This is a genomic window from Aeromicrobium sp. Sec7.5 (assembly GCF_036867135.1).
Classification (GTDB): Bacteria; Actinomycetota; Actinomycetes; order Propionibacteriales; family Nocardioidaceae; genus Aeromicrobium.
The window spans coordinates 508,349-533,471 of the sequence record NZ_JBAJIJ010000001.1; the positions used below are offsets into that span (position 1 = coordinate 508,349).

The 25,123-nt window shown below is 71.2% G+C and carries 33 protein-coding genes and 1 tRNA gene; 20 read left to right on the top strand and 14 right to left on the bottom strand.

Annotated features, from left to right (window positions below; all coding sequences use genetic code 11):
* Positions 1–15 precede the first annotated feature (15 nt).
* The 5 genes from V6S66_RS02565 to V6S66_RS02585 all read left to right on the top strand — a co-directional run bounded on the left by V6S66_RS02565 (position 16) and on the right by V6S66_RS02585 (position 3,657).
* Positions 16–864: a COG4705 family protein gene (locus tag V6S66_RS02565; RefSeq protein WP_334205198.1), complete on the top strand. Its 849-nt coding sequence runs from the start codon at positions 16–18 to the stop codon at positions 862–864.
* Positions 861–1,535, top strand: coding sequence for a VTT domain-containing protein (locus V6S66_RS02570; protein WP_334205199.1), 675 nt, complete (start codon positions 861–863; stop codon positions 1,533–1,535). Before V6S66_RS02565 ends, V6S66_RS02570 begins: the two co-directional genes overlap by 4 nt.
* A gap of 75 nt (positions 1,536–1,610) precedes the next feature.
* Positions 1,611–2,078 carry a DUF2231 domain-containing protein gene (locus tag V6S66_RS02575; RefSeq protein ID WP_334205200.1) on the top strand — a complete coding sequence of 156 codons (468 nt, stop codon included), beginning with the start codon at positions 1,611–1,613 and terminating at the stop codon, positions 2,076–2,078.
* A gap of 37 nt (positions 2,079–2,115) precedes the next feature.
* On the top strand, positions 2,116–2,832 hold the full coding sequence (locus tag V6S66_RS02580; protein WP_334205201.1) for a VIT1/CCC1 transporter family protein: 717 nt from the start codon (positions 2,116–2,118) through the stop codon (positions 2,830–2,832).
* Between the two features lie 117 nt (positions 2,833–2,949).
* A complete protein-coding gene (locus V6S66_RS02585) occupies positions 2,950–3,657 on the top strand; it encodes a GAF and ANTAR domain-containing protein (protein WP_334205202.1) in 708 nt (235 codons plus the stop codon).
* On the opposite strand, the gene V6S66_RS02590 is transcribed toward V6S66_RS02585, so the two are convergent.
* The 3 genes from V6S66_RS02590 to V6S66_RS02600 are packed head-to-tail and all read right to left on the bottom strand — an operon-like array spanning position 3,654 to position 4,349.
* Positions 3,654–3,860 (bottom strand): hypothetical protein, encoded by a 207-nt coding sequence (locus V6S66_RS02590; RefSeq protein WP_334205203.1) that lies wholly within the window; start codon positions 3,858–3,860, stop codon positions 3,654–3,656. The genes V6S66_RS02585 and V6S66_RS02590 overlap by 4 nt on opposite strands.
* A 23-nt stretch (positions 3,861–3,883) precedes the next feature.
* Complete coding sequence (locus tag V6S66_RS02595; RefSeq protein ID WP_334205204.1) at positions 3,884–4,087, bottom strand: cold-shock protein; 204 nt, start codon at positions 4,085–4,087, stop codon at positions 3,884–3,886.
* Position 4,088: 1 nt separating this feature from the next.
* The gene (locus V6S66_RS02600) at positions 4,089–4,349 is read right to left on the bottom strand and encodes a WhiB family transcriptional regulator (RefSeq protein WP_442885882.1); all 261 of its coding nucleotides are present in this window, start codon (positions 4,347–4,349) and stop codon (positions 4,089–4,091) included.
* Between the two features lie 223 nt (positions 4,350–4,572).
* Here V6S66_RS02600 and V6S66_RS02605 point away from each other — a divergent pair, with 223 nt between their 5' ends.
* The gene (locus V6S66_RS02605; protein ID WP_334205206.1) at positions 4,573–4,977 is read left to right on the top strand and encodes a hypothetical protein; all 405 of its coding nucleotides are present in this window, start codon (positions 4,573–4,575) and stop codon (positions 4,975–4,977) included.
* A 14-nt stretch (positions 4,978–4,991) separates the two neighbouring features.
* Complete coding sequence (locus tag V6S66_RS02610) at positions 4,992–6,035, top strand: FUSC family protein (protein WP_334205207.1); 1,044 nt, start codon at positions 4,992–4,994, stop codon at positions 6,033–6,035.
* A 52-nt stretch (positions 6,036–6,087) separates the two neighbouring features.
* On the opposite strand, the gene V6S66_RS02615 is transcribed toward V6S66_RS02610, so the two are convergent.
* The 3 genes from V6S66_RS02615 to V6S66_RS02625 all read right to left on the bottom strand — a co-directional run bounded on the left by V6S66_RS02615 (position 6,088) and on the right by V6S66_RS02625 (position 7,890).
* On the bottom strand, positions 6,088–6,672 hold the full coding sequence (locus tag V6S66_RS02615; RefSeq protein WP_334205208.1) for a hypothetical protein: 585 nt from the start codon (positions 6,670–6,672) through the stop codon (positions 6,088–6,090).
* Between the two features lie 3 nt (positions 6,673–6,675).
* The gene (locus V6S66_RS02620; protein WP_334205209.1) at positions 6,676–7,092 is read right to left on the bottom strand and encodes a VOC family protein; all 417 of its coding nucleotides are present in this window, start codon (positions 7,090–7,092) and stop codon (positions 6,676–6,678) included.
* Between the two features lie 180 nt (positions 7,093–7,272).
* Positions 7,273–7,890 carry a 2-phosphosulfolactate phosphatase gene (locus V6S66_RS02625; RefSeq protein WP_334205210.1) on the bottom strand — a complete coding sequence of 206 codons (618 nt, stop codon included), beginning with the start codon at positions 7,888–7,890 and terminating at the stop codon, positions 7,273–7,275.
* Between the two features lie 103 nt (positions 7,891–7,993).
* Between V6S66_RS02625 and V6S66_RS02630 the strand changes: the two genes are divergently transcribed.
* A complete protein-coding gene (locus tag V6S66_RS02630) occupies positions 7,994–9,157 on the top strand; it encodes a zinc-binding dehydrogenase (protein WP_334205211.1) in 1,164 nt (387 codons plus the stop codon).
* Between the two features lie 7 nt (positions 9,158–9,164).
* On the opposite strand, the gene V6S66_RS02635 is transcribed toward V6S66_RS02630, so the two are convergent.
* Entirely contained in the window at positions 9,165–9,386 is a 222-nt protein-coding gene (locus V6S66_RS02635) for a hypothetical protein (protein WP_334205212.1), read from the bottom strand.
* A 187-nt stretch (positions 9,387–9,573) separates the two neighbouring features.
* On the opposite strand from V6S66_RS02635, the gene V6S66_RS02640 reads away from it, so the two are divergent.
* Positions 9,574–9,876: a type II toxin-antitoxin system VapB family antitoxin gene (locus V6S66_RS02640; protein WP_334205213.1), complete on the top strand. Its 303-nt coding sequence runs from the start codon at positions 9,574–9,576 to the stop codon at positions 9,874–9,876.
* Entirely contained in the window at positions 9,873–10,385 is a 513-nt protein-coding gene (locus tag V6S66_RS02645; RefSeq protein WP_334205214.1) for a LytR C-terminal domain-containing protein, read from the top strand. Before V6S66_RS02640 ends, V6S66_RS02645 begins: the two co-directional genes overlap by 4 nt.
* Before the next feature lie 22 nt (positions 10,386–10,407).
* Here the strand turns inward: V6S66_RS02645 and V6S66_RS02650 are convergent, their stop codons facing one another.
* Positions 10,408–11,886 (bottom strand): potassium/proton antiporter, encoded by a 1,479-nt coding sequence (locus V6S66_RS02650; RefSeq protein ID WP_334205215.1) that lies wholly within the window; start codon positions 11,884–11,886, stop codon positions 10,408–10,410.
* Positions 11,887–12,030: 144 nt separating this feature from the next.
* Here V6S66_RS02650 and V6S66_RS02655 point away from each other — a divergent pair, with 144 nt between their 5' ends.
* From V6S66_RS02655 to V6S66_RS02665, 3 genes are all read left to right on the top strand, one after another.
* On the top strand, positions 12,031–13,017 hold the full coding sequence (locus V6S66_RS02655; protein ID WP_334205216.1) for a GDP-L-fucose synthase family protein: 987 nt from the start codon (positions 12,031–12,033) through the stop codon (positions 13,015–13,017).
* Between the two features lie 137 nt (positions 13,018–13,154).
* The gene (locus tag V6S66_RS02660) at positions 13,155–13,658 is read left to right on the top strand and encodes a helix-turn-helix domain-containing protein (protein ID WP_334205217.1); all 504 of its coding nucleotides are present in this window, start codon (positions 13,155–13,157) and stop codon (positions 13,656–13,658) included.
* Positions 13,659–13,818: 160 nt separating this feature from the next.
* Positions 13,819–14,379, top strand: a complete 561-nt coding sequence (locus V6S66_RS02665) for an integrase core domain-containing protein (protein WP_334205218.1) — start codon at positions 13,819–13,821, stop codon at positions 14,377–14,379.
* 60 nt (positions 14,380–14,439) lie between these two features.
* Here the strand turns inward: V6S66_RS02665 and V6S66_RS02670 are convergent.
* Both V6S66_RS02670 and V6S66_RS02675 read right to left on the bottom strand, forming a co-directional pair.
* A tRNA-Pro gene (locus V6S66_RS02670) sits at positions 14,440–14,513 on the bottom strand.
* Between the two features lie 29 nt (positions 14,514–14,542).
* Entirely contained in the window at positions 14,543–15,445 is a 903-nt protein-coding gene (locus V6S66_RS02675) for a metallophosphoesterase (RefSeq protein ID WP_334205219.1), read from the bottom strand.
* A 64-nt stretch (positions 15,446–15,509) separates the two neighbouring features.
* Here V6S66_RS02675 and V6S66_RS02680 point away from each other — a divergent pair, with 64 nt between their 5' ends.
* A complete protein-coding gene (locus V6S66_RS02680) occupies positions 15,510–15,971 on the top strand; it encodes a GatB/YqeY domain-containing protein (RefSeq protein ID WP_334205220.1) in 462 nt (153 codons plus the stop codon).
* A gap of 15 nt (positions 15,972–15,986) precedes the next feature.
* Here V6S66_RS02680 and V6S66_RS02685 read toward each other — a convergent pair whose 3' ends face one another.
* The gene (locus V6S66_RS02685) at positions 15,987–18,134 is read right to left on the bottom strand and encodes a transglycosylase domain-containing protein (protein ID WP_334205221.1); all 2,148 of its coding nucleotides are present in this window, start codon (positions 18,132–18,134) and stop codon (positions 15,987–15,989) included.
* 229 nt (positions 18,135–18,363) lie between these two features.
* Here V6S66_RS02685 and V6S66_RS02690 point away from each other — a divergent pair, with 229 nt between their 5' ends.
* The gene (locus tag V6S66_RS02690; RefSeq protein ID WP_334207211.1) at positions 18,364–18,621 is read left to right on the top strand and encodes a WhiB family transcriptional regulator; all 258 of its coding nucleotides are present in this window, start codon (positions 18,364–18,366) and stop codon (positions 18,619–18,621) included.
* Between the two features lie 14 nt (positions 18,622–18,635).
* On the opposite strand, the gene V6S66_RS02695 is transcribed toward V6S66_RS02690, so the two are convergent.
* Positions 18,636–19,826, bottom strand: coding sequence for an ArsA family ATPase (locus V6S66_RS02695; RefSeq protein ID WP_334205222.1), 1,191 nt, complete (start codon positions 19,824–19,826; stop codon positions 18,636–18,638).
* 79 nt (positions 19,827–19,905) lie between these two features.
* On the bottom strand, positions 19,906–20,874 hold the full coding sequence (locus tag V6S66_RS02700; protein WP_334205223.1) for an ArsA-related P-loop ATPase: 969 nt from the start codon (positions 20,872–20,874) through the stop codon (positions 19,906–19,908).
* A 142-nt stretch (positions 20,875–21,016) separates the two neighbouring features.
* Here V6S66_RS02700 and V6S66_RS02705 point away from each other — a divergent pair, with 142 nt between their 5' ends.
* From V6S66_RS02705 to V6S66_RS02725, 5 genes are all read left to right on the top strand, one after another.
* Entirely contained in the window at positions 21,017–21,574 is a 558-nt protein-coding gene (locus V6S66_RS02705; RefSeq protein WP_334205224.1) for a hypothetical protein, read from the top strand.
* Between the two features lie 309 nt (positions 21,575–21,883).
* Positions 21,884–22,039, top strand: a complete 156-nt coding sequence (locus tag V6S66_RS02710) for a DUF4177 domain-containing protein (RefSeq protein WP_290582353.1) — start codon at positions 21,884–21,886, stop codon at positions 22,037–22,039.
* A gap of 1 nt (position 22,040) precedes the next feature.
* Positions 22,041–22,502, top strand: coding sequence for a RidA family protein (locus V6S66_RS02715; RefSeq protein ID WP_334205225.1), 462 nt, complete (start codon positions 22,041–22,043; stop codon positions 22,500–22,502).
* Positions 22,503–22,526: 24 nt separating this feature from the next.
* A complete protein-coding gene (locus tag V6S66_RS02720) occupies positions 22,527–23,336 on the top strand; it encodes an NUDIX hydrolase (protein WP_334205226.1) in 810 nt (269 codons plus the stop codon).
* 79 nt (positions 23,337–23,415) lie between these two features.
* Complete coding sequence (locus V6S66_RS02725; protein WP_334205227.1) at positions 23,416–24,216, top strand: MBL fold metallo-hydrolase; 801 nt, start codon at positions 23,416–23,418, stop codon at positions 24,214–24,216.
* Positions 24,217–24,347: 131 nt separating this feature from the next.
* On the opposite strand, the gene V6S66_RS02730 is transcribed toward V6S66_RS02725, so the two are convergent.
* On the bottom strand, positions 24,348–25,025 hold the full coding sequence (locus tag V6S66_RS02730; RefSeq protein ID WP_334205228.1) for a Crp/Fnr family transcriptional regulator: 678 nt from the start codon (positions 25,023–25,025) through the stop codon (positions 24,348–24,350).
* Positions 25,026–25,123: the final 98 nt, after the last annotated feature.

A 25,123-nucleotide genomic window follows, 5' to 3' on the forward strand; every position in this document is an offset into this window, starting at 1 on the left:
GGCCACGTTGACTGCATGACCCACACCACACCCGACCGGACCGCCGTCGCCGCGGGCGACGGGGCCGACGTACCCCGCTCCCACCGCACTGACCGCGGTGCCTGGACCGAGACCCTGGCCACCAAGGTGCCCGAGGTCATCCTGCTGTTCTGGGTCGTCAAGATCCTCTCGACGACCGTCGGTGAGACCGCGGCCGACTTCCTCTCCGAGAACCTCGGTCTCGGACTGCCGGCCACGACCGCGATCATGAGCGTGCTGCTCGCTGCCGCCCTCGTCACGCAGCTCGCGGCGCGACGCTACGTGCCGTGGGTGTACTGGCTGACCGTCGTGCTGGTCAGCGTCGTCGGGACGTTGTTCTCCGACAACCTCGTCGACAACCTCGGCGTGAGTCTCTGGACCACGACGGCGATCTTCGGCGCAGGCCTCGTGGTCGCCTTCGTCGCCTGGTACCGCAGCGAACGCACCCTCTCGATCCACACGATCGTCACGCGCCGACGTGAGGCGTTCTACTGGACCGTCATCCTCCTCGCGTTCGCCCTCGGCACCTCGGCCGGCGACCTCGTCGCCGAGAAGCTCGCCTTCGGGTACGTGCCGTCGGCCCTGGTGTTCGGCGCCGTCATCGCCCTGATCCTGGTGGCTCACCTCAAGCTCGGCCTCAACGCCGTCGTCGCGTTCTGGGCGGCCTACATCCTGACGCGCCCGTTCGGCGCCTCGATGGGTGACTTCCTGACCGCGGCGCCGGCGGACGGCGGGCTCGGGCTCGGGACGAACGCGACCAGCGCTCTCTTCCTGGCCGTGATCATCGCGGTCGTGGCCTGGTTCACCGTGCAGAACCGCCGTCAGACCCGCGGGGTCACCGCGTGATCGCCGTCGTCACGCCGGCCCTGGTGGCGCTCGGGCCCCTGGCCCTGCTGCTCGTGATGGCGATCGTCTTCGCCGAGACCGGGCTGCTCGTGGGGTTCTTCCTGCCGGGCGACTCGCTCCTGTTCATCATCGGAGCGCTCGTCGCCTCCCACGTCGTGCACCTGCCGCTGTGGACCGTCGCCGCTGGCGTCGTCCTCGCCGCCGCGGCCGGCGACCAGGTCGGGTACCTCATCGGCCACCGATGGGGACCGCGGATCTTCGCCCGGCCCGACTCCCGACTCTTTCGCCAGGAGCACGTCGCGGTGGCCGAGGAGTTCTTCCTCAGGCACGGTCCGGTCGCCGTGATCGCGGCACGGTTCGTTCCCGTGGTGCGCACCTTCACGCCCGTCGTCGCCGGTGTCGCCATGATGCCGCGCCGGCGCTTCACGATCTACAACGTCGTCGGAGCCCTGGCCTGGGGGATCGGCATCGTCGTCGCGGGCTTCTTCTTCGGCGGGCTCGCGTTCGTCGCCCACCACATCGAGCTCATCGCGATCGCTCTCGCGCTGCTCTCCCTCGTGCCGGCCGCCACCACCGTCGTGCGAGCCCGTCGGCATCGGACGCCGGCGGCGTCGTGCGACGGGGCGCAGTCAGGTGGCGTGCAGGTTCGTGACGTCAGCGTGTCGCCATGAGAAACCTCCGTCCAACCGTCCCGCACGGGGCTACCGTGCAGCAGACGTGCCTGCGTCCCGTGCCAGGAGGCACCCATGCCTGAAACCGTCTTCGGACTCCCGCTCCACCCGCTCATCGTCCACGGCACGGTCGTGATCGTTCCCCTGGCGGCGATCACCGTGCTCCTGGCCGTGCTGTGGCCGAGGTTCCGGAACTGGGCGGGGCCCCTTCCTGCTGGGCTCGCCGTGGTGGGTCTGGTCCTCGTGCCGCTGTCGACGTCCTCGGGTGAGAACCTCGAGCGCAGTGTCGAGGAGACCCGATTGGTCGAGCGGCACGCCGAGCTCGGCGACCAGCTCCTGCCGTTCATCGCCGTCCTGGCGGTGGCGGCGGTCGGACTGTGGCTCGTCGGTCGCCGCGAGCGCTCGGGCTCGTCGTCGCCCAAGGGCCTGCTGATCGTGCTCGTCGCCCTGGCCGTGGTCGCCGCGGTCGGCACCACCGTGCAGGTCGTGCGTATCGGGCACAGTGGTGCCGAGGCGGCCTGGAGCGACGTCGCGAGATCCTGACACCGATGCCCCGTCAGAACCACCACGAGGAGACCCCATGACCGCCGCTGGAGGCCACGACGGAGAACCGCACGACCCGGCGATGGGAGCGCGCCTGAACTGGCTCCGAGCCGGCGTGCTGGGCGCCAACGACGGCATCGTCTCGACCGCGGGACTCGTGGTGGGCGTCGCCGGTGCCGACGCCTCGCGGGGAGCGATCTTCACCGCGGGACTCGCCGGTCTCGTGGCGGGTGCGGTGTCGATGGCGTTGGGCGAGTACATCTCCGTCAGCAGCCAGCGCGACAGCGAGCGCTCTCAGCTGGACCTGGAGGCCCGGGAGCTGGAGGAGTCGCCGGAGGCCGAGCTGACCGAGCTCGCGGGTCTCTACGAGCGCAAGGGCCTGACGCCCGAGACGGCGCGCCGAGTCGCCGAGGAGCTGACGGCACACGACCCGCTGGCGGCCCACGCCGACATCGAGCTGGGCATCGATCCCGACGACCTGACCAGCCCCTGGCAGGCCGCAGTCGCCTCGGCCATCGCCTTCACCCTCGGTGCGCTGCTGCCGCTGGCGGCGATCATGCTCGCGCCCGAGCCGACGCGGGTCCTGTGGACCGTGGTCGTCGTGCTGGTCGCCCTCGCGATCGCCGGCGTCGTCAGTGCCCGGCTCGGGCACAGCAGCGCGCGCCTGGCGGTGACGCGGATCGTCGTGGGCGGTGGCGCCGGGCTCGCGGTGACCTACGCGATCGGCCGGCTCTTCGGCACGGCGGTGGGGTAGCCGCGACCGGCTACCTGTCCCCTCCGCCGGAGAGAAGGCGAGGAGGCCCGCTCGACTGTGTGACACTGTGCGGGACGCCCCTCCTGTGAACCTCATGGCTCGCGCGCCAGGAGCATCATGGATGTCCGTCGCCTGCTGTCCGACATGGCGCTCGAGGTGCAGCACCTCACGCCTGCCGAGACGTTCGAGCGGATCGCCCACTACGCGCGGACGGCCGTCGACGCGCGCGACTCGGGCATCATGATGGTCCGGGCCCGGGCGAAGGTCGCACCGGTGTCCAGCACCTCCGACGACGTCGACCGAGCCCACCGGCTGCAGGTCGAGTGCGGCGAGGGTCCCTGCCTGGAAGCCATCTTCGGCACCGAGTCCAGCTACGTCACCGGCGACGCGGAGAATGACCCGCGCTGGCCGAGGTGGGGCTCGCGGGTGGCTGACCTGGGGTACCGGAGCGTCGTCAGCGTCCGGCTCGCGACCGTCGATCGGACCTACGGGTCGTTGAACGCCTACTCCCGGGACGTGGACGACTTCTCCGACCAGGACCTCGAGGTCATGAAGTACCTCGCCGTCCACGCCACCGTGGCGATCGCGGGCTCCCTGGCCGTCGTCGGCCTGCAGGCGGCGCTGGAGTCACGCAACCTGATCGGGCAGGCCCAGGGCATCTTGATGACCACGTACGACCTCGACGCCGACGGCGCCTTCCAGTACTTGCGGCGCCTCTCCATGGACGGCAACCAGCGCCTCTTCGACGTGGCCACCCAGGTCGTCGAGCAGCGCCACCAGCTGCGCTCGGACCGCGTCCGGCCGCAGCCGCAGGACGACGACTAGCGCAGGACGATGGCCGCGGTGAGCACCGCCATCACCAGGGCGGCCGCCACTCCGGTCGCCAGGGTCGCGACCGCCAGTCGACGCATGCCCGGGGTGTGGTCGACCTGGCCGGAGGTGTGGGCGATCATCCTGATCGCACCGGTCGGCAGGAACCAGGCCGTGGCGATGAAGCTCAGGGCCCACGCGATCTCTAGACCGTCCATGTCGGTGAGGTCCCCGCGCGCCGCTAGATGACCTGGATGCGACGCGCCTCGGGCGCCTCGGTGGACACGTCGACGTCGTAGACGACCCGCACACCGGGGCTGAACGCCTCGGGGACCACCGGGCTGAGGTCGGCGGCCCGGGCGAAGACCTCCGGTCCGCCGCCGTCGGGCTCGATGAACCCATGGGCGCGCTCGGCGGAGAACCACCGGATGGTGCCGGTGGGCACGTCAGCCGGCCTTCGGGACGCGCTGGAGCTGCTCGCGCTCCTCGACGGTGAGACCTCCCCAGACGCCGTACGGCTCGCGCACGGAGAGCGCGTGCTCGCGGCACTCGTGGACCACGGGGCAGCGGGCGCACACGGCCTTGGCGCCCTGCTCGCGCAGGTGCTTGGCCGCACCGCGCTCGGCGGACGGTGAGAAGAACACCGAGGAGTCCAGGCCCGTGCAGGCAGCGCTGTGCTGCCATTCGTAGACCTCGATCAACGGCATGGGAAGACGCTTCAAGTTCGGCATGTGAGGCTCCAGCTCTCAAACGATGCGCTGGCCGGTGCGGCCAAGTTCCGTGCTCTCGAAACTGAGGCTGATCGTACGCAGAACTTGTTCACATCGACAAGCCCCCTGAACAAGTTTTCTCGACGGATGTCAGGAGCCCGGCTGAAGAGACACCCCGGCGAGCACGTGTGCGCGGCTCGCAATGGGGAACGCTGCGGGCATGAGCACGACGCAGCGCGACATCGCCGCCACCCTCGTCCGGGAGCACGGCCGCACGCTCGCCGAGGATGCGGGCATCAGGCTGCGGGACAAGCCGTCGCCCCTCTGGCGTCTCCTCGTGCTGGCGCTGCTGCTCTCGGCGCGGATCGACGCGCGGCTCGCGGAGCTCCTCCAGGGGGTCACGGGCATCGGTCCGGCCGGAGCATCGATCTTCCTGCGTGAGGTCCAGGCCGTGTGGGCCGACCTCGCTCCGTACCTCGACGACCTGACGCTGGAGGGGGCGCGAACCGCTGGGCTGCCGGACGATCCGATCCGGTTGGCCGGGCTCGTCCCGGAGGCGGACCTCGTGCGCCTCGTCTCCGCCTGCGTCCGGGTCGCGCGGGACCCCGAGCTGCTGGAGGCCTGATCGTGGTGCTCGACGTGGCGGCCCGGAGCCGGGACGCCCTGGCGCGACACCCACGCGTCCCTCGCGCGGCGAAGGCGGCCGTCGCCGCGGTCCTGGCGTGGTTGGCGGTGCAACCTCTGGGTGGCGCGGCGGACGAGTACCCGTACTACGCGCCCCTGGGTGCTGTCATCGCCGTCTCGGCGACGGTCGCCGACTCGGTGCGCGCGTCAGTGCAAGGGGTCGCAGCGATCCTGCTCGGTGCCGCACTCGCGGTGGGTGCGGGCGCGGTGGTCCCGACGGTGCCCGGGCTGGCGGTCGTCGTGTTCCTCGGGACGCTCGTCGCGGGATGGTGGCGCCTGGGCGAGATGGGCAGCTGGGCGCCGGTCTCGGCGTTGTTCGTCCTCATCATCGGCAGCAGCGGGCTCGCGGAGTACGTGACCGGATACGTCCTGCTGACCGGACTCGGAGCCGCGGTCGGCGTGCTGGTCAACACGGTCTTCCCGCCGATGCCCCTCGCGCCGGGCGACCGGGAGCTGACGGAGGTCCGGGAGGCGCTCGCCGCGCAGCTCGACGACCTGGCCGGCGGCCTGCGTCACGAGCAGCTCCCGAATCGCTCCGCCTGGCTCGAGCGGCACCACGACATCCGGCCCCAGGCCCGCGCGATGGGCCTGCTCGTGGCACGGTCGGCGCAGGTGCGTCGCGTGAACTGGCGGGCCCGTCGGTGGCAGGACCATGCTGATCGACAGGCCGAGCACGCTCGCGCGCTGGAGCGGCTCTCGCTGGTCGTCGACGACCTCGCCGGGCTCCTGGTGCGGCGCGAGAACGCCGATCTCGCGACGGTCGCCCTCGGGCCCCGTCTGCGCGGGCCGGCCGCGACGGCGATGGAGGCGGTCGCCGGCATGTTGCGCGACCACGACGCCGGGGACGACCCGCCGTCGTCGAAGGCCGTCGACGAGGCGGAGCGTGCCGTGGAGAGGCTCATGGATGCGGTCACCGAGCGGATGCGCGCGGGGAGCACGGACGTGTTGGAGGCGGGCGCGATCGTGACGGCCCTGCGTCAGCTCGTCGCGACGGCGTGACGTCGGACGTGGTCGCCGCCGTGCTGGGTGGCTCGCCCACGCAGGGCCCGACTCAGGCGGATGGCACCGCGTCGCGCGTGCGCGTTCGGTCCTGGAGCGCGAGCCATCCCCATCCGGCGGCCAGCAGGACCATCGCGAGGACGCCCCACGGCCGGTAGACGTGCTCCTGCCAGAACATGACCGCACCGACCGCCACGAGCACCGCACCCGGTGCCGCCCGCACGACCCCGATCTCGCGGGCGGCGACCGCGACGGCGATCGCTGATGCGCCGAAGTACGCGTAGCTCCCGACGTCGCCGAGGTCCCCGGCGACCCGGAAGAGCGTGCCGAGTCCGACACCGCCGTCGTGCTTGACGGCGCCCGCGGCGATGCCGGCGATGACGTCGAGGCTCGTGTAGAAGCACGCGTAGACGAAGGCCAAGACCCCGACGACGACACCCGCTGCGCGGTTCGAGCGCCGTGCGACGAGCCACGGACCCAGGGCCAGCAGCGGGAACACGGGGAGCAGGACGGTGTGCATCATCTGCCAGTGGTGCGCCGACTCGAACGTGAGCCTGGGGGGATGGGTGAGCCCCACGGCCGCGATGAGGAGTGGCGGCAGCGTCGCAGCGAGGATCAGGCGAGCGCGATGGTCCATGCGTCAGCCCGCGGTGAGCTCGAGGGCGATGTTGTCGGGGTCCCGGAACTCCAGGATCGACATGCCGCCGATGTCCTTGATGTCCTCGTGCGCGACGCCGAGGCCGTCCAGCACCTCCACCGCCTGCTCGAGCGCGGCGCGATCCGGCACGGTGAAGCTGATGTGGTCGAGGCCGGCGCGGTCCTCGTCGAACATGTCCTGGCCCGGGGCGACGGGTCGCAGCCCGAGCAGGCCGCCGGCGAACGAGTAGATGACGCCCCCGAACAGGAAGGCGAGCTGCTCACGGGTCTCGGCGTCAGGATTCTCGGGAAGCTCGAAGGCCACGTCGAACCCGAAGACCGAGTCGTAGAACGCGCGCGACGCCGCGATGTCGCTCACGGTCAGGCGCACGTGGCTGTAGTCGGTCACGGTGACGGGCATGGAGTGTCCTTCGTGGCTCGGCGGGAGGTTCTCCCACCGTGACACGCCACCCCGGACCTTTCTCGGGAACCGGCTGCGCGGCCGACCCCGTGCCTCGGCGGCCGTGGCGGCGCACCGTCAGGGCATGTGCCGGAACCTCCGGGTCCTTCACCACATCGCCCCGCCCACAGGCGTCCTGCCTCACGGGGCCGGGACGAATCCTTGCGACCCCAGCAGCGGCACCGTGCGGGAGCCATCGACGTCGGCGGCTCGATGTACCCGGTCGCGCTCACCGGTCGCCAGGCAGAGCTGTCCGCCGGCGCAGGCCACGAGGTGCGACTCCTCCCGGCCGATGACGAGGCGGTAGGAGTCGGCCGCCCAGGCCGCCTCGGGGGAGAGCCCGCGCCAGTCGTGGTCCTCGAGGGCCGCGAGGATCGCGCCGGCACCCCAGAGGTCCTCGACGGCCGGGCGCAGCGATCCGTCGGGCCACGCCGCACCGGCCGCGATGACCGCAACGGTCTGGTCGTCCTCGTCGTGCTCGCGCGCCAGCCAGTCGGCGACCGCCCGCGCGTTGTGGAGCGAGCCGGCGACGACCGTGGTGACCCGGGCCGCGAGGTCGAGCGCCAACCGGCCGGCCGGGTCCGCCGGGTCGACCGGCCAGACCGGTGCGCCGGCGTCCAGCCCGTGGGTCACGTCGGTCGTCGCGTGCAGCACGTCCACGACGACGGCCACGTCGACGCCGTCCGCCACGGCGGCCGCGCCTGCTGCTCCCCACTCGAAGCGCACGGTGTGCGCGAGCTGCGCCAGGGCCGGATCCATGGGCTCCAGTCTGCCCCGGGCAGGGTCAGATACATTCCTGTACTGAAGTGCGTGACCGCGGCCACACCGGCGGCTAGGCTCGCGCTCGAACCGGAGGTCGCCCATGCGCGCTGTCGTCTGTCATCAGGAAGAGCTCACCGTCGAGGAGGTGCCGGACCTCACGCCCGGCCGCGGTCAGGTGCTGGTCAAGGTGCTGCGCGCCGGCATCTGCGGGTCGGACCTGCACGCCCGTCACCACTCGCGGCTGACCCATGACACCGTCAAGGAGGTCGGCTACGACGACTTCATGACGCCCGAGGACCGGGTCGTGATGGGGCACGAGTTCGTGGGCGAGGTCGTCGCCTACGGCCCGAAGACGCACGGACGCTGGCCGGTCGGCACGCGGGTCGTCTCCCTGCCCCTCGTGCGGACCGAGCACGGCCTGCAGATGACCGGCCTGACCCCGAAGGCCGGCGGCGGCTACGCCGAGCACGTCCTCGTGTCCGAGGCCGTCACGATGGAGGTCCCCAGCTCCGTGCCGGTCGACCACGCGGCGATGACCGAGCCGCTGGCCGTCGCATGGCACGCCGTCCGGAAGGGCCGCGTGGGACGCAAGGACACCGCCGTCGTGATCGGCTGCGGGCCGATCGGCCTCGCCGTGATCCTCATGCTCAAGGCCTCCGGCGTGAAGAACGTCGTGGCCAGCGACTTTTCCGCCGGCCGACGCGAGCTGGCCCGCCAGTGCGGTGCGGACGTCGTGGTCGACCCGTCGACCGAGTCGCCGTGGGACCGCTTCGCCGGCGACAAGCGGTACCTCACCGATGCCCCGAGCTTCATGGAGCTGGGCATGTCGACGATGGAGAAGCTGCGCCGGCTCCCCAAGGTCCCGTGGTGGCGCGCGTTCCAGGTCGCTGAGAAGCTCGGCGCCCTGCCGACCGGACCGGTCGTGTTCGAGTGCGTCGGTGTGCCGGGCATCATCGAGCAGATCAGCACCGCGGCCCCGCTGCAGAGCCGGATCGTCGTGGTCGGCGTCTGCATGGAGCCCGACACGTTCCGCCCCGTCATGGCGATCAACAAGGAGCACGAGCTGCGGTTCGCGTTCTGCTACGACCCGGCGGAGTTTCGTCAGGTGCTGGTGTGGCTGGCCGACGGCACGGTCGACCCCTCGCCGCTGCACACCGGCACGGTGGGGCTCGACGGCGTCGCGACGGCGTTCGACCAGCTCGGCGATCCGGAGCTGCACGCCAAGATCCTGGTCGACCCGACCAGCTCGGCCACGCGCGCGTGAGGCGGAGCTAGTCCGACTCGCCGGCGTCGGCGGCCGCCGAGTCGTCCGGAGGGGCCGGCATGGAGGCCGCAGCGCCGGCGCGGAGCGCCGGGGGACCGATGACGGCCTGCTTGACGAGGTCGTAGGCGTGGGCCACGCCGGACAGGGCCCGGTCGGACGCCTCGACCCAGGACAGACCCTCGCCGAGGTTGCGGTGGAGGAGTGTCAGGTAGAGCGACGGCCGGGGCATGGGGTCAACCTTACGTTCAAGCCCTGTGCATCAGACGCACCCCGGTCGACGGGCGGCCACGTGTCTCCGGTCGAGCCGGGAGTCGAGGGTCGCCCGAGACCGTGTGGTGCGTCGCCCGGTGCACGGACTCGTGGCGCTGCGGTGCTGCCGATCGGATTCGCGAGGTGAGTTCTCCTAGACTGTCGCCGTGATCTTCCGGGAGGTGTCTGAGGGGCGTCCGTACCCCGAGCACGAGCTGTCCGCCTCCCGCTGGGCCGAGATCTCGCCGAGCCAGGTGCGCCTCGACGACCTCACGACCACGAAGAGCCAGCTGGACCTGGCCCACCTGCTCGACGACGACTCGACCTACTACGGCGACCTCTTCGCCCACGTCGTGAGCTGGCAGGGTCGGCTCTACCTCGAGGACGGACTGCATCGCGCAGTCCGCGCGGCGCTGCAGCAGCGGCACATGCTGCATGCCCGGGTCTACACGATGGGAGCGCGTCGATGAAGCGCACGACGAACCTGCTGGCCACGGTCGCGACCGTGGGACTGTTCGCCGGCGGCGGACTCCTCGGCTGGAACCTGCTGACGGCCGAGTCCGACACCGTCGCCGAGCCGACCTGCACCGAGCGTCGCGTCGAGACGGGGGAGGCGCTCACGCCCAACCTCGTCCAGGTCAACGTGCTCAACGCCTCCGGGCGGAGTGGTCTGGCCAACCGGGTCAGCATCAACCTGCAGCGGTACGGCTTCCTCGAGGGCGGCATCGAGAACAGCGAGAGCCAGATCCCGGTCGACCACGTGGCGATCTTCACCGACGACCCCGAGGACCCCATGGTGCAGCTGGTGGCTCAGCAGTTCCAGGTCGTCCCGCAGGTCGTGGCGCCCGACGTCCCGATCGACCCCGAGGGCGTCACGGTCGTGGTGGGCCCGAACTACACCGACCTGAACCCGGAACCGCCCACCGAGATCGCCGCGACGCGTCCGCTCGACGTGTGCGTCCCGCTGGCCGCGCTGTAGCCCTCGGCCGTCGTCGCGGTCCTCACTCGCCCCAGCCGGCGAGCCGGCCGTGGCGTGCGACCTGGCTGAGACGGCGGTCGACCTGGTCGCGCACCTGGCGTGAGCTGACGATCAGCATCTCGTCGCCGGCCATGATGCGAGTGCTCGTGGTGGGAACGATGGTGCGCTCCGTGCGGACGATCAGCGAGACCATGGCGCCCGACGGAAGCCGCAGCTCACCGACCTCGATGCCGGACAGCCGTGAGGTCGGGCCCACGCGCACCTGCAGCAGGTCGGCCGAGACCCGCTCGAGGGGCGCCGACTCGACCTCGAGCTCGCGGACCTCGCCCAGCACGCCGCACCACCGGGCGAGCACCCCCAGCGGTCCGGCCTGGGCCAGCGTGTAGACGACGACCGCCACGAACACGATGTTGAACAGGTCGCGGGAGCCCGGGACGTCGTTCGCGAGCGGGATCGTGGCCAGGATGATCGGCACCGCTCCCCGCAGGCCGGCCCAGCCGATGAACGCCTGCTCCCGCCAGCCGATGCCGAACCACACGGCGCACGAGGCGATCGACAGGGGCCGGGCCACGAACGTGAGGATCGCGCCGACCGCCAGCCCCATCCAGACGTGCCACCACGAGAACTCGCCGGGGTTCGCCAGCAGCCCGAGCATGACGAACAGGGCGATCTGGGCGAGCCACCCCACCCCCTCGACGAACGAGCGGGTGGCCGTGCGGTGCGGCAGCTCGGTGTTGCCGAGCACCACGGCGGCGACGTAGATCGCGGCGAACCCGGACGCGTGGATGCCGGCGGCAGAGGCGTAGGCGAGGATCGCGAACGCCAGCACCACGAGCGGGTAGAGGCCCGAGGCCGGCAGGGCCACGCGGCGCAGCAGCCATCCCCCGAGCGCGCCGATCCCGACGCCGATCCCGACGCCCACCACGACCTCGTACACGATGAGTGCCGCGAAGGCCGCGATCCCGCCCTCGGCCAGCTCGCCGGTGCTGATCGCGACGACGAGCACCACGATGGGCGCGTCGTTGAGCCCGGACTCGGCCTCCAGCGTGCCGCTGACACGGTGCTTGAGCGGGACGGTGCGCAGGACGGAGAAGACCGCGGCGGCGTCCGTGGGGGTGAGCACCGCCGCGAGCAGGACGGCCAAGGTCCAGTCCAGACCGAGGAACGTGTGGACGCTGACCGCCACCACGGTCACGCTGACCACGGAGCCCAGCGTCGCGAGCAGCAGCCCGAAACCGATCGACGGGCGCACGTGCGCCCAGTTCGTGGTGATGCCGCCCTCGGCGAGGATGAGCATCAGCGCCGCGAACCCGAGTGACAGTGCGAGGTCGGCGTCGTCGAACTCGATGCCGAGCCCGCTGGTGCCGAGCAGGAGTCCGAGCCCGAGGTACATCAGCAGCGATGGCAGCCCGGCGCTGACCGACAGGCGCACGGCGAGCACGGCGACGATCAGGACGCCGGATCCGACGAGGAGGAAGCGGTCGAGGTCGTGGATGTCCACCCGCGGCCTCCCCGGTTCGGTGCTGTGAGGTCGGAGTCTATCGGTCCGCTGAGTCGCGACGGCCCGGTCCGGGTTCCAAGCGGATGCCCACCCCGAGCCGTCTAGACTCGGCTCCGGTCGTGGCGGCCACGGAGGCGAGGTGCGATGAACCAGGCAGCGTCCGACGGCGTGGCGTTCACGCCGGGCCCCCTGGACCGCGGGGCGCGGTTCTACGTCGCCGGGCACCGAGGCATGGTCGGGTCGGCGCTCGTCCGCAAGCTCGCCGCCGAGGGCTTCACCGACGTCGTCGGGCAGACCTCGGCCGAGCTCGACCTCACGGACCGCGACGCGGTCTTCGCCTACTTCGCCGAGACCACGCCGACGTACGTGGCACTCGCGGCGGCGAAGGTCGGCGGGATCCTGGCCAACAGCACGTTCCCGGTGGACTTCCTGTCGGAGAACATGCAGATCCAGGTCAACGTGCTGGACGCCGCCCTCGAGCACCGTGTCGAACGGCTGATCTTCCTGGGCTCGTCGTGCATCTACCCCAAGCTCGCTGCGCAGCCGATCACCGAGGACTCCTTGCTCACGGGTGACCTGGAGCCCACGAACGACGCGTACGCGATCGCCAAGATCGCCGGGATCCTCCACGTCCAGGCCGTCCGCCGTCAGTACGGACTGCCCTGGATCAGTGCGATGCCGACGAACCTCTACGGCCCGCACGACAACTTCAGTCCGCAGGGCTCCCACGTCCTGCCCGCGCTGCTGCGCCGGTACCACGAGGCGGCCGCGTCGGGGGCGGACAGCGTGACCAACTGGGGCACCGGCACGCCCCGCCGCGAGTTCCTCCACGTCGACGACCTCGCCGCAGCCGTGCTGCACCTGCTGGAGCACTATGACGGGCCCCAGCAGCTCAACGTCGGCACCGGCCGTGACCTGACGATCGCCGAGATCGCTGCGGCCATCGCCACCGTCACCGGCTTCGAGGGCACCACCGAGTGGGACACCGACAAGCCGGACGGCACCCCGCAGAAGCGTCTCGACGTGTCCCGACTCGCCGAGGCGGGCTGGACCGCCCAGATCGATCTGCACGACGGGATGCGCTCGACCTACGCGTGGTTCCTGGAGAACGTCGACCGGCTCCGGGACTGACCCAGCCACACGACACAAGGGCCCCCCGACTTCGTCGGTGAGCCCTTGCTGTGTGTCGGGGTGACAGTGTGCTGGTTCAGGACATCGGCAAGGCATGTCTCAAGACATAGGCAACACTCCCGGCCACGCTGCTGGGGGTGTCGAAAGCCAAGCTCGTCATCACCGCGATCACCGTCCAGGGACTGACTCAGGCCGAGGCCGCCCGCACCTACGGACTGTCGCAGGCCTGGGTCTCGCGCCTGATGGCCCGCTACCGCGACGAGGGTGAGGCCGCGTTCGAACCACGCTCCCGACGGCCCAAGACGTCCCCGAACGCGACCCCGGCCGCGACGGTCGCATTGGTGCTCCAGCTCCGCCGCGAGTTGACGACGGCCGGCCTGGACGCCGGCGCCGACACCATCGGCTGGCACCTGGAACACCATCACCAGACCCCGCTGCCCCGCGCGACGATCCACCGACTCCTGGCCCGACACGGCTTGGTCACACCCGAACCGAAGAAGAAGCCGAAAACGGCGCTGCACCGTTTCGAAGCATCCATGCCGAACGAGACCTGGCAGTCCGACTTTCCCCCAAGCACTTCGTGCAGGGAGGTGCCCCCACCCACTACCGCCTCAGGACGGGCGTCGACGTCGAAATCCTGACCTGGCTCGACGACTGCACCCGTTACGCCATCCGTGTCACCGCCCACCGAGCCGTCACCGCGATCATCGTCCGAGACTCTTTTCGTGAGGCCGTCAGAACCGCTGGAATCCCGGCCTCGACGCTCACTGACAACGGCATGGTCTTTCCCCCAAGCACTTCGTGCAGGGAGGTGCCCCCACCACCCGCTTCGCGAGTCGTCCCGGTCGCAACGCCCTCGAGAACGACCTCCGCCGCTTCCACGTCATCCAGAAGAACGGCCGTCCGGACCACCCGACCACCCAGGGCAAGGTCGAACGGTTCCAGCAGGCGATGAAGAAGTGGCTCCAAGCCCAGCCGGCTCAGCCGGGCACCTTGGCGGAGCTGCAAACGCTGCTGGACGAGTTCGCTGAGCACTACAACCACCAGCGGCCGCACCGCTCGCTGCCGCACCAAGCCACCCCCGCCAGCCGCTATGACGCGCTGCCCAAGGCCCTGCCGTCAGGCAGCCGCGACGACGAGACCCACGACCGGATCCGACACGACCGCATCGACACCAGCGGCGTCGTCACCCTGCGCATCGCCGGCCGTCTTCACCACATCGGCATCGGCCGAACCCACGCCCGAACCCACGTCATCCTGCTCATCCACGACCTCCACGTCCGAGTCGTCGACGCCGCCACCGGCGAACTCCTCCGCGAACTGGAAATCAACACAGAACGCGACTACCAGCCCCAGAAATGACGACAGCCGAACCCGCCAATGCAGGTCCGGCTGTCTCCGATCTCTTGAGAGATCACAGTGTCGGGGTGACAGGATTTGAACCTGCGGCCTCGTCGTCCCGAACGACGCGCGCTACCAAGCTGCGCCACACCCCGGCCGCCGCTCGTGAGCGACCCGGAAGAGTCTACCCAGTCAAGGTGAGCAGTGTCGCCTCGGGTCGGCACGCGAACCGGACCGGCACGGTCCGGTTCGTCCCGAGGCCCGCTGAGACGTGCAGCCACGAGGGCTCGTGACCGGTGACGCGGTGGGTGTGCAGGCCCTTGGCCCGCTTGGTGTCGAGATCGCAGTTCGTCGACAGCGCGCCGTAGAACGGGACGCAGAGCTGGCCTCCATGCGTGTGCCCGGCGAGGATCAGCGGATAGCCGAGGCTGTTCCAGCGGTCGAGCACCCGCAGGTACGGCGCGTGGGCGACCCCGATCGCGAGGTCGCTCGACCGGTCGGCCGGCACCTCGTCGAGCTCGTCGTACTCCAGGTGCGGGTCGTCGACGCCGACGAACGACAACCGGCGGCCGTCGATCGTGACCTCGTCGTGACGATTCGACAGGTCGACCCAGCCACGGCTCGTGAAGGCCGCCCGCATCTGTTCGAACGGCAGGTCGCGCTCGCGGTTCCAGTCGCCGCCGGCGGCGACCCCGGACCCCCCGTACAGGTACCGCAGCGGATTCTTCCGGACCGGGGAGAAGTAGTCGTTCGAGCCGAACACGAACACCCCGGGCACGTCGAGCAGGGGCTCGTACGCGTTCAGCACCGCAGGCAGGGCGTCGGCGTGCGAGAGGTTGTCACCGGTGTTGACGACGAGGTCCGGCTCGAGGGCCGTGAGGCTCCTCAGCCACGCCTGCTTGCGACCGTGGGACGGCAGCATGTGCGCGTCGGAGAGGTGAAGCACGCGCAGCGGCCGGGATCCCGGCGCGAGCACCGGGACGGTGAACTGGCGCAGCGCGAAGGCATGGACCTCGACGACGGCGCCCCAGGCGACGGCCCCGAGGCCGAGAGCGGTCGAGGCCAGCAGGGCGTCACGGGCTCGCATGCCTCCAGCCTCGCACACGCGGCGCGGACCGACCGGCGTGCCGAGGGTGCGCGACAATGGCGGCATGTCCGCTCTCAAGGAACGTCTGCGTGCCGATCTCACGACCGCCCTCAAGGCTCGTGAGGCCCTCACCGTCTCGACCATCCGCCTCGCCCTCGGGGCGATCAGCACCGCCGAGGTCGCCGGCACCGAGGCCCGCGAGCTGAGCGACGAGGAGGTCCTCGAGATCCTCACCAAGGAGGCCAAGAAGCGGCGCGAGTCTGCCGCGGCCTTCGAGGAGGGCGGGCGGCCCGAGATGGCCCAGAAGGAGCGCGAGGAGGCGGCGATCCTCGCCGTCTACCTGCCGGAGGCGCTGGGCCAGGAGGAGATCACGGCGATCGTCACGGCCGCGATCGAGCAGACCGGAGCCGCGGGCCAGGGCCTCAAGGCCATGGGCCGGGTCATGGGCTTGGTGCAGCCGCAGGTCAAGGGACGCGCCGACGGAGGCGTCGTCGCCGCCGAGGTCAAGCGCCAGCTCGGCGCCTGACCTCGACCAGGTCGGTCAGGGAGCCGGCGGCGCGGCGGGGTCCGCGGCAGCCGGTTCGTCAGCGGCGGGCGCTGGGGTCGACGACCTCGACGGGCGCGGGGGCGTCGACGGACGCCGCTGCGGCGGCGGGGCGAACTCGACCGGGGTCAGGTAGTCCTGGATGACCTTCATCGCGTCGGCCCACATCGGGCCCGCCACCGAGCTGCCGGCCGCGTTGCCGCCGCGCAGCGGGATCGGGATGCCGTCGGCGTCGGCGCCGGCGACCATCGCGGCCGTGGCCAGCTCCGGGGTGTAGCCGACGTACCAGACGGCCTTGGCGTCCTGCGTGGTGCCGGTCTTGGCGGCCGACGGGATCCGGAGGCCGGTGCCCTTGGAGAAGCCGAACCCACCGGGCTCCTGCAGGCCGCGGGTGATGTCGTTGATCTGCGCCGAGACCTCCTCGGAGAGGATCCGCGTGCACTCGGGCTCGTAGGCCTTGATGACCTCGCCGTCCAGACCCACGATCTCCGAGACCGGCTGCGGGGTGCAGTAGAGGCCGCCGGAGGCGGCGGTCGCGTAGGCGGAGGCCATCTGCAGGACGTTGGTGTCGGTGACGCCGAGCGTGAAGGACGGCACCTCCTGGTTCTCAGGGACCTGGATGCCCATCGACCGGGCCATCGTGACGGTCTCGCAGAGCCCCACCTTGGCCTCCAGCTGGGCGAAGTAGGTGTTCACCGAGAGCCGCAGGCCGGTGTACATGTTCATGAAGCCCGAGGAGGTGGAGTTCTTGACCGGGTACGGGTCGGTGCCACGGCCCTGGCAGTCGAAGTAGGTGCCACGCGGGATCGTGATCTGGGCGGGCGAGTTGAAGCCCGTGCTGACCGGGAGGCCCTCGTTCAGCGCGGCCGCCACCGTGAAGAACTTGAACGTCGAGCCGCCCTGGAAGCCGTTGGAGTTGCCGTACTCCTTGGGCACCGCGTAGTTGACGTAGGACTGGCCGGCGGCCTTGTCGCGCCCCATCGGTCGTGACTGCGCGATGCTCCGCACCTTGCCGCTGCCGGGCTCGACCATGGCGAGGGCGCCGATCTCGCTGTCGGTGGGATCGATGCGGTTGGCGACCGCCGCGTTGGCCGCGGCCTGCATGTTGAGGTCGATGTTGGACTTGATCGTCAGGCCGCCGCGCTCCAACCGCTCACGGCGCTCCTCCTCGGTGTCGCCGAGCAACGGCTCGTCGAGGAGGTAGTTCTGGATGTAGGCGCACGAGAACGAGGCCGCCGACGACACGCAGCCGTTGGGGAACTCGGTGACGTTCAGCCCGAGGTCGGTGGCCTGCAGCTCTTCCGCCTCGCCCGAGGCGAGCTTGCCCTGCTCGCCCATGACGGCCAGCACCGTGTTGCGACGCTGGAGCGCCTTCTCGGGGTAGATGTTCGGGTCGAAGTCGACCGGGTTCTTGACCAGCCCGGCGAGCATGGAGGCCTGCTGGGCCGTGAGCTGGTCGGGCGTGACAGAGAAGAAGTGCGTGGAGGCGGCGTAGATGCCGTAGGCGCCGTCGCCGAAGTACGCGATGTTCAGGTACTGCTCGAGGATCTCGTCCTTGGAGTACTCCTGCTCCATGTCGACCGCGAGCCGGAGCTCGCGGACCTTGCGGGAGACGGTCTGCTCGGTCGCGGCCTTCTTCTGCTCATCGGTGCGCGCCTGCTGCAGGAGCGTCATCTTGACGAGCTGCTGGGTGATCGTGGAACCGCCCTGGGTCGTGCCGGTGGCGGAGTTGGTGACGAAGGCGCGGAGCGTGCCCTCGACGTCGAGGGCGCCGTGCTCGTAGAAGCGCTTGTCCTCGATCGCCAGGATCGCGTCGCGCATGACGGGCGCGATCTGGTCGAGCGGGACGTCCTGGCGGTTCTCGTCGAAGAAGTACGCGATCAGCTGGCCGTCGGAGGCCAGGAGACGGCTCGTCTGCGGGTTGGTGGACTCCGGCAGCGTGAGCGGCAGGTCCATGATGTCGTCGGCGGCCCGCGTGAGCGTGTAGGTGCCGAGTGCGGCAGCGGGGGCCACGATGGCGGCCACGAGCAGACCACCGATCGCCGCCAGGCGGAGCACGGCGAGCACAGCCGCGCGGGGCGAGGGGGGGCGCGGCTCGTCGCGCACGCGGCGGCGCAGACGGGTCGCGGCAGTGCCGAGGTCCATGTTCCGAGGATACGGGACCTCGCCCCACGGAACCGGTCGACCGAGCGGCCGCGGCCGCCTCGGATGACCCTTTCCGGGGCTCGATGTGGGGGTTTTGACCAGATCTGGTTCGAAAGGACTACGGGAAACGCCTCATCCGGCCCTGCCGGAGGTCCTCAGGTTTTTCATACGGTCGTCTCAGACACCTTGGTCCCGTTCGGGTCGGGACCATCTCGGGAGGTTCGACATGATGTTTGAGAACAGCTGGGCCGGCCAGGCGGCCTGCCGCGGGCGCACGGACGAGCTCTTCGTCAAGGGCGCCGAGCAGAATCGCGCCAAGACGATGTGCGGCGGATGCCCCGTCACTGCCGAGTGCCTCGCCGAGGCCCTCGACAACCGCATCGAGTGGGGTGTGTGGGGCGGCATGACCGAGCGCGAGCGTCGGGCACTGCTGCGTCGGCGCCCCAACGTGACGCAGTGGCGTCGCGTGCTCCAGCCCACGGGCTGAGCCACGCACACGGGTCACCGGCCGAGCAGCTCGCCGATCCGTCGCAGGCCTTCGAGGTCGTGCACGTCGGTGGAGAGGGCCGTGACCGGGATCTGGGGCACGCCCGGGTGTGAGCGCGCGAAGCCGTCACGCTCACGCTGCTCGCGTGCCGCCGTGGCAAGGCGTTCGGCGTGGACGTCGAGCAGCTCGGCGGTCTGGGCGTCGACACCGCTGCCTCCCCGGAGGCGGCGTGCCAGCGCTCGGGCATCGTCGAGGCCGATCGCGGTCGAGACGTCGTCGTGGACCCGGTTGACCACCAGGCCGGCCAGTGGCATGGCGTCGCCGGCGAGCCGTTCGACGAAGTACGAGGCCTCGCGCATCGCCGCGGGCTCCGGCGCGGCCACCACCAGGAACGCGGTGCCGGGCGCCTGGAGCAGGGCGTAGGTCGATTCGGCCCGCTGCCGGAAGCCACCGAACAGGGTGTCGAAGGCGGCCACGAAGGTCTGCACGTCGCTCAGGACCTGGGCGCCCAGCACCTTGTTGATCGCCCCGGTCACGAGCCCGAAGCCGGCGCTCAGTAGGCGTGCGGGGCCCTTCGCGGGGGCCAGCAGGAGCTTGATGAAGCGGCCGTCGAGCATCGACGACAGGCGCTCCGGGGCGTCGAGGAAGTCCAGGGCCGACCGGGACGGCGGGGTGTCGACGATGATCAGGTCCCAGTCACCCTGGGCGTGGAGCTGACCGAGCTTCTCCATCGCCATGTACTCCTGCGTGCCGGCGAAGGAGCTGGAGAGCGCCTGGTAGAAGGGGTTCGTCAGGATCTGGTCGGCCTTCTCGGGGCTCGCGTGCGCCTCCACGACCTCGTCGAAGGTGCGCTTCATGTCGAGCATCATGGCGTCGAGCGAGCCGCCGTTCGCGCCGGCACCGTCGACCGTGCGGGGGGTGTTGTCGAGCTCGCTGAGCCCCATGGACTGGGCGAGGCGGCGCGCCGGGTCGATCGTCAGCACGCAGACCTTGCGGCCGGCGTCGGCAGCGCGCATCGCGAGCGCCGCCGAGGTCGTGGTCTTGCCGACGCCGCCCGAGCCGCAGCAGACGATGATGTGGATCGACCGGTCGGCGATGAGGGCGTCGACGTCGAGCTGACCGGCCGCGTCACGGGAGGCCACGACCCGGGGCTGCGACCGCGGCCGTCGGGCGTCGGGCGCGGTCCTCGAGGTGCGGGGGCTCATGCCGCAACCGCCTGGACGAGCGTGAACACAGCCGGTCGCGGCATGAGGCGGTCCTGTCGGTTCGCTCGGTCGCGCTCGCTCATGCGACCCCTCCGTCACGCAGGAGCTCGGCGAGCTCCATCAGGCCACCGATGCCGACGTCGTCGAGGAGCGGGAGCTCGGTGGTGGTGGCGGGCGAGTCCTCCAGCAGGGCGCGCTGGCTCTGCTGCAGCGCCTGGCGCTCGAGGTGGCCGCGACCCTCGTCGAGGAGCGCGGTGGCCGCGGACCCGTCGAGACCGGCGCCGGTGAGGACCTTGGCCACGGCCTTGGTGCGGAGGGTGTCGCCGGTGACGGCGGCCGAGGTGGTGTCGGAGAGCAGGGCGCCCCGCACGAGATTGACGACCACGTGGCCCACGGGCAGGTCGGCCGCGGCGAGGTCGGCGATGCCGTCGAGCGTCTCCTGCACGGGCATCTCCTCGAGCACGGTGACCAGGTGCACCCGGGTCGCATCGGACCGCATCATCGCCGTGATCGAGTCGGCCTGACGTCGGATGGGCCCGACCTTGGCGAGCCCGGCGACCTCGGTGCTGACGTTGAGGAACTGGCGGATGCGACCCGTCGGCGGCGCGTCGATCACGATCGCGTCGTACTGCGGTCCGGTGTCGCGCTTCTCACCGCGGCGACGGGCGATCTCGTAGACCTTGCCGGTGAGCAGGACGTCGCGGACGCCCGGAGCGATCGTCGTGGCGAAGTCGATGACGCCGAACTTGTCGAGCGCCTTGCCGGCCCGACCCAGCCGGTAGAACATCTCGAGGTACTCCAGCAGGGCGGACTCGGCGTCGATCGCGAGGGCGAAGACCTCGCCGCCACCGAGGCCGGAGGCGACCCTGCGCTCCTCGTACGGCAGCGGCGCCACGTCGAGCAGCTGGGCGATGCCCTGACGGCCCTCGACCTCGCACACCAGCACGCGCTGGCCGCGGCCGGCGAGCGCGAGCGCGAGGGCCACGGCGACGGTGGTCTTGCCCGTGCCGCCCTTGCCGGTGACGACGTGGAGCGCGGTGGACGACACGGTCGAAGCCTAGCGAGCGCCGGCAGATCCGCGCGGCGAATCGACGTGCTCCCGCTCTCGTTCTGAGGGAAAACCCCCGTCGTGCGACGCGTCCGGCTTGCCTAGGTTGGCCGAACCACTCGTCCTCACCCCGGGAGCTCCCGTGCGTCGTCTTCGTGTCGTCTCCGCCCTGCTCGTCCCCTTCGCCCTGCTCGCCGCGTGCGGTGACGACGACTCCGGCGAGACGGGAGGGTCCGACACGAGCACCTCCTCCGACTCCGGTGACGACGGCGCGGACGCGCCTGAAGAGGCGCCGAACATCTGTGAGCTGCTGCCGGCCGACGCCGCGAGCGACGTCGCCGGGTTCGCCGTCACGGCGGAGGAGGGGCCGTTCGACCTCTGTGAGTACGGCCAGGAGGACCCGCGGGCCACGTCGTTCACCCTGGGCGCCCAGCTCGAGTCCGAGCTCGGCGGCGGTGCCGAGGTGTACTTCGACGGTCTGGCCGCCGCCATCACGCTCGAGGACGAGTCCTCACCGGACGTGGGCGAGCAGGCTCGCATCGTGACCGGCGAGGTCTCGGGGTTCAGCCAGACCGCGGGTGCCGCCCTGTCCGACGGCGTGCTCTACACCGTGAACCTGTCCCCGGGCGAGGACCTCGACGCCGCGGGTGAGCTCGCGCTCGCCGAGGCGCTGCTTCAGGCCGTGGTCGACGCCGGCTGAGCCGAATAACAAGAGCGCCACGGGCCAGAAGCGGCAGGCTGCGGCCCGAAGCCAGCTGACCGCTGGTCGTGGTGGGTGGGCGGTGGATGCACCACCGAAAGCGCCTCTGCACCGGACGGGGCGGTGGATCTACCACCGTACGAGCGCTCATACGGTGGTAGATCCACCGTCCACCCCGTGGCCCCCGGTACTCGGTGGTGGACCCACCGCCCCCGGGCGAGGCAGGCGTCTGGGCGGAGCCCGGCGCCGGTGAGGGACGAACCGGTGATGCCCTGAGGAACGAGCGGCACGCCCCGTTACAGTCGGGCCATGACTCAGTGGGAGTACCTCACCGCCCCCGTGCTCGTGCACAACACCAAGGCGATCCTCGACAACTTCGGCCGCGACGGCTGGGAGCTCGTGCAGATCGTGCCGGGCCTCAACCCCGAGAACCTCGTCGCGTACTTCAAGCGGCCGGCGGCCTGACGTGTCGGCGGTCGCCGATCGTCTCGCCGCGCTGGGACTGAGCGTTCCGCCGGTGGCCAAGCCTGTCGCCTCCTACGTGCCGGCCCTGGCCCACGGAGGATTCGTCTTCACGTCCGGTCAGCTGCCGTTCGTCGACGGCGCGCTCGTCGCGACCGGCAAGGTCGGCGCCGAGATCGAGCCGGGGCAGGCCCACGAGCTCGCTCGCACCGCCGCGCTGAACGCGATCGCCGCCGTCGCGAGCGTCGTCGACCTCGACGACGTCGTGCAGGTCGTGAAGGTCGGGGTCTTCGTCGCGAGCGCGCCGGGCTTCACCGCGCAGCCCGCCGTGGCGAACGGGGCGAGCGATCTCTTCGCTGCCGCGTTCGGCTCCGCCGGACGGCACGCCCGCAGTGCGGTCGGTGTCGCCGAGCTGCCCCTCGGCTCGCCGGTCGAGGTCGAGCTCCAGGTCGCCGTGCGGCCATGAGGACGCTCCGATGAGGACGGCCCGATGAGGACGGCACTGCCCGCCGGCTGGGAGCCGGACGAGAGCCGGCCCGCCACGGTTCCGCGCGACGCCTCCACCGTCGCGCTGCTGCGCGACACCGGGCACGGCACCGAGACCTACCTCCTGCGGCGCCAGCCCACGATGGCCTTCGCCGCGGGCATGTCGGTATTCCCGGGCGGCTCGCTGCAGGCCGGCGACGACGAGCCCATCGGCTGGACCGGCCCGTCCCCCGACGCCTGGGCGGACCGCCTCCGCTGCACGCCCGAGATCGCCCGCGGACTGGTCGTCGCGGCCGTGCGCGAGACGTTCGAGGAGTCGGGCATCCTGCTCGCCGGCCCCGACGAGCACTCGACCGCGACCGATCTCGACGGTGACGAGATCACCCAGGTGCGTCTCGACCTCGACGCGGCCCGGCGCAGCCTGGCCGACGTGCTGGGCGAGCACGGGTGGGTCCTGCGCAGCGACCTGCTGGGTGCCTGGGCGCACTGGATCACCCCGTCCTTCGAGCCGCGCCGGTTCGACACGCGATTCTTCGTCGCGGCCGTGCCGGAGGGGCAGCGGGTCGGGTCGCTCCCCGGCGAGGCCGACCGGGCCGCGTGGCTCACGCCGCAGGCTGCGCTGGACGCGGCCGCGGCGAGCGGTGGTGTCGCGATGATGCCACCCACCATCGCGGTGTGCCGCGACCTCGTGGGCCTGCGGGCCACCGACGTCGTCGCCGCCTCGGCGGAGCGGGTCATCGAGACGATCGAGCCGCGCCTCGTGCGGATCGACGACGCCTGGTTCATCGAGAACTCGGTCGAAGACCCGGCATGAGCGAGCGCGAGCAAGTGACCATTCAGCGACAGGACGTGCCGGTGCCGCCGATCTTCGCTTGTCCTGAGGCGGTGCCGGCATGACGCAGGACATCACGCAGGGTCCGGTCGAGGTCGCCGTGGCGGTCAGCGACGTCGCGACCGTGGTGCGCGCCGACAACGCCGGCATGATGACGCTCGACGGCACCAACACGTGGGTCCTGCGTGCACCGGGCGCTTCGCGCAGCGTCGTCGTGGACCCGGGTCCGGACGACGCCGCCCACCTCGACGCCGTGCTGGAGGCTGCCGGCGAGGTCGCGGTCGTGCTCTACACGCACTGGCACGGCGACCACACCGACGCGATCGACACGATGCTCGCCCGCACCGGCGCACCGGCCCGCGCCCGCGACGCGGCGTGGTGCCGCGATGCCGGGACGCTGGCCGACGGTGAGGTCGTCGAGGTCGACGGCCTGCGCGTCGAGGTCGTGCACACGCCGGGTCACACCGGCGACTCGATCTGCCTGCTCGTGGAGGCCGATGGCGCGCTGCTCACCGGCGACACGATCCTGGGGCGTGGCACCACGATCATCGCCCATCCGGACGGCGCGCTCGGGCCGTACCTGACCTCGCTCGACCGCATCGGCGAGGTGGTCTCGTCCGGTCGGGCCACGCAGTTCTACCCCGCCCACGGACCGGTCCTGCCGGACGCGAACGGCGTCGTCGACTTCTACCGCACCCACCGGCTCGAGCGCCTCGACCAGGTGCGGGCCGCGGTCGCCGACGGCGCCGTCACGGCCCGGGAGGTCGTGGAGCGCGTCTACGCCGAGGTCGACGAGTCCCTCTGGCCCGCCGCCGAGCGTTCCGTCGAGGCCCAGCTCGAGTACCTGCGCGGCGAGGCCTAGCCGCACCACGCCGTCGACGAGGACGCCGCGCCCGCCGAGGCGGGGGTGAAGACGTTCGGCACGGATCCACCGCCCCCGCACGCACGAGCGGCCTCCGCCCCGAGGGGTGGAGGCCGTCTCAGGCGACTGGATCAGCGCGCGCGGCGCTGCAGGCGGTCGAGGTCGAGGATGATGACCGAGCGCGGCTCGAGCCGCAGCCACCCGCGCGAGGCGAAGTCGGCCAGCGCCTTGTTGACCGTCTCGCGGGAGGCGCCCACGAGCTGCGCAAGCTCCTCCTGGGTGAGGTCGTGGTTGACGTGGACGCCGTCGTCGGCGCCGCGACCGAAGCGGCTCGCGAGGTCGAGCAGCGCCTTGGCGACACGGCCCGGCACGTCGGAGAACACCAGGTCACCGACGACCTCGTTGGTGCGGCGCAGGCGGCCGGCCAGCTGGTGCAGCAGCGCGTTGGCGACACCCGGGTGCGACTCGAGCACGGGGCTCAGGGCCTCGTGGCCGAGGCTGCGCATGTCGACGTCGGTCACGGCCGTGGCCGTGGCGGAGCGGGGCCCGGGATCGAAGAACGACAGCTCGCCGAACATCTGACCGGGACCCAGGATCGCGAGCAGGTTCTCGCGACCGTCGGGCGACGTGCGCCCGAGCTTGATCTTGCCGTCGGTGACGATGTAGAGCTGGTCGCCGTCGTCACCCTCGTTGAAGAGGACCTCACCGCGCCGCAGGCTCACCGCCGTCATCGACGCCTCGAGCGTCGCCGCCGCTTCTTCGCCGAGACCGGCGAAGAGGGGGGCCTGGCGGAGCACTTCCTCGGACACGTGGGCCTTCTCTCAATGTCTGTTGTGTCACACGTACCTTCAAAGTCTGGCACAGTTCGGCTCCCGAACGGGAGATTGACCGGCCAACTACGCTGGCA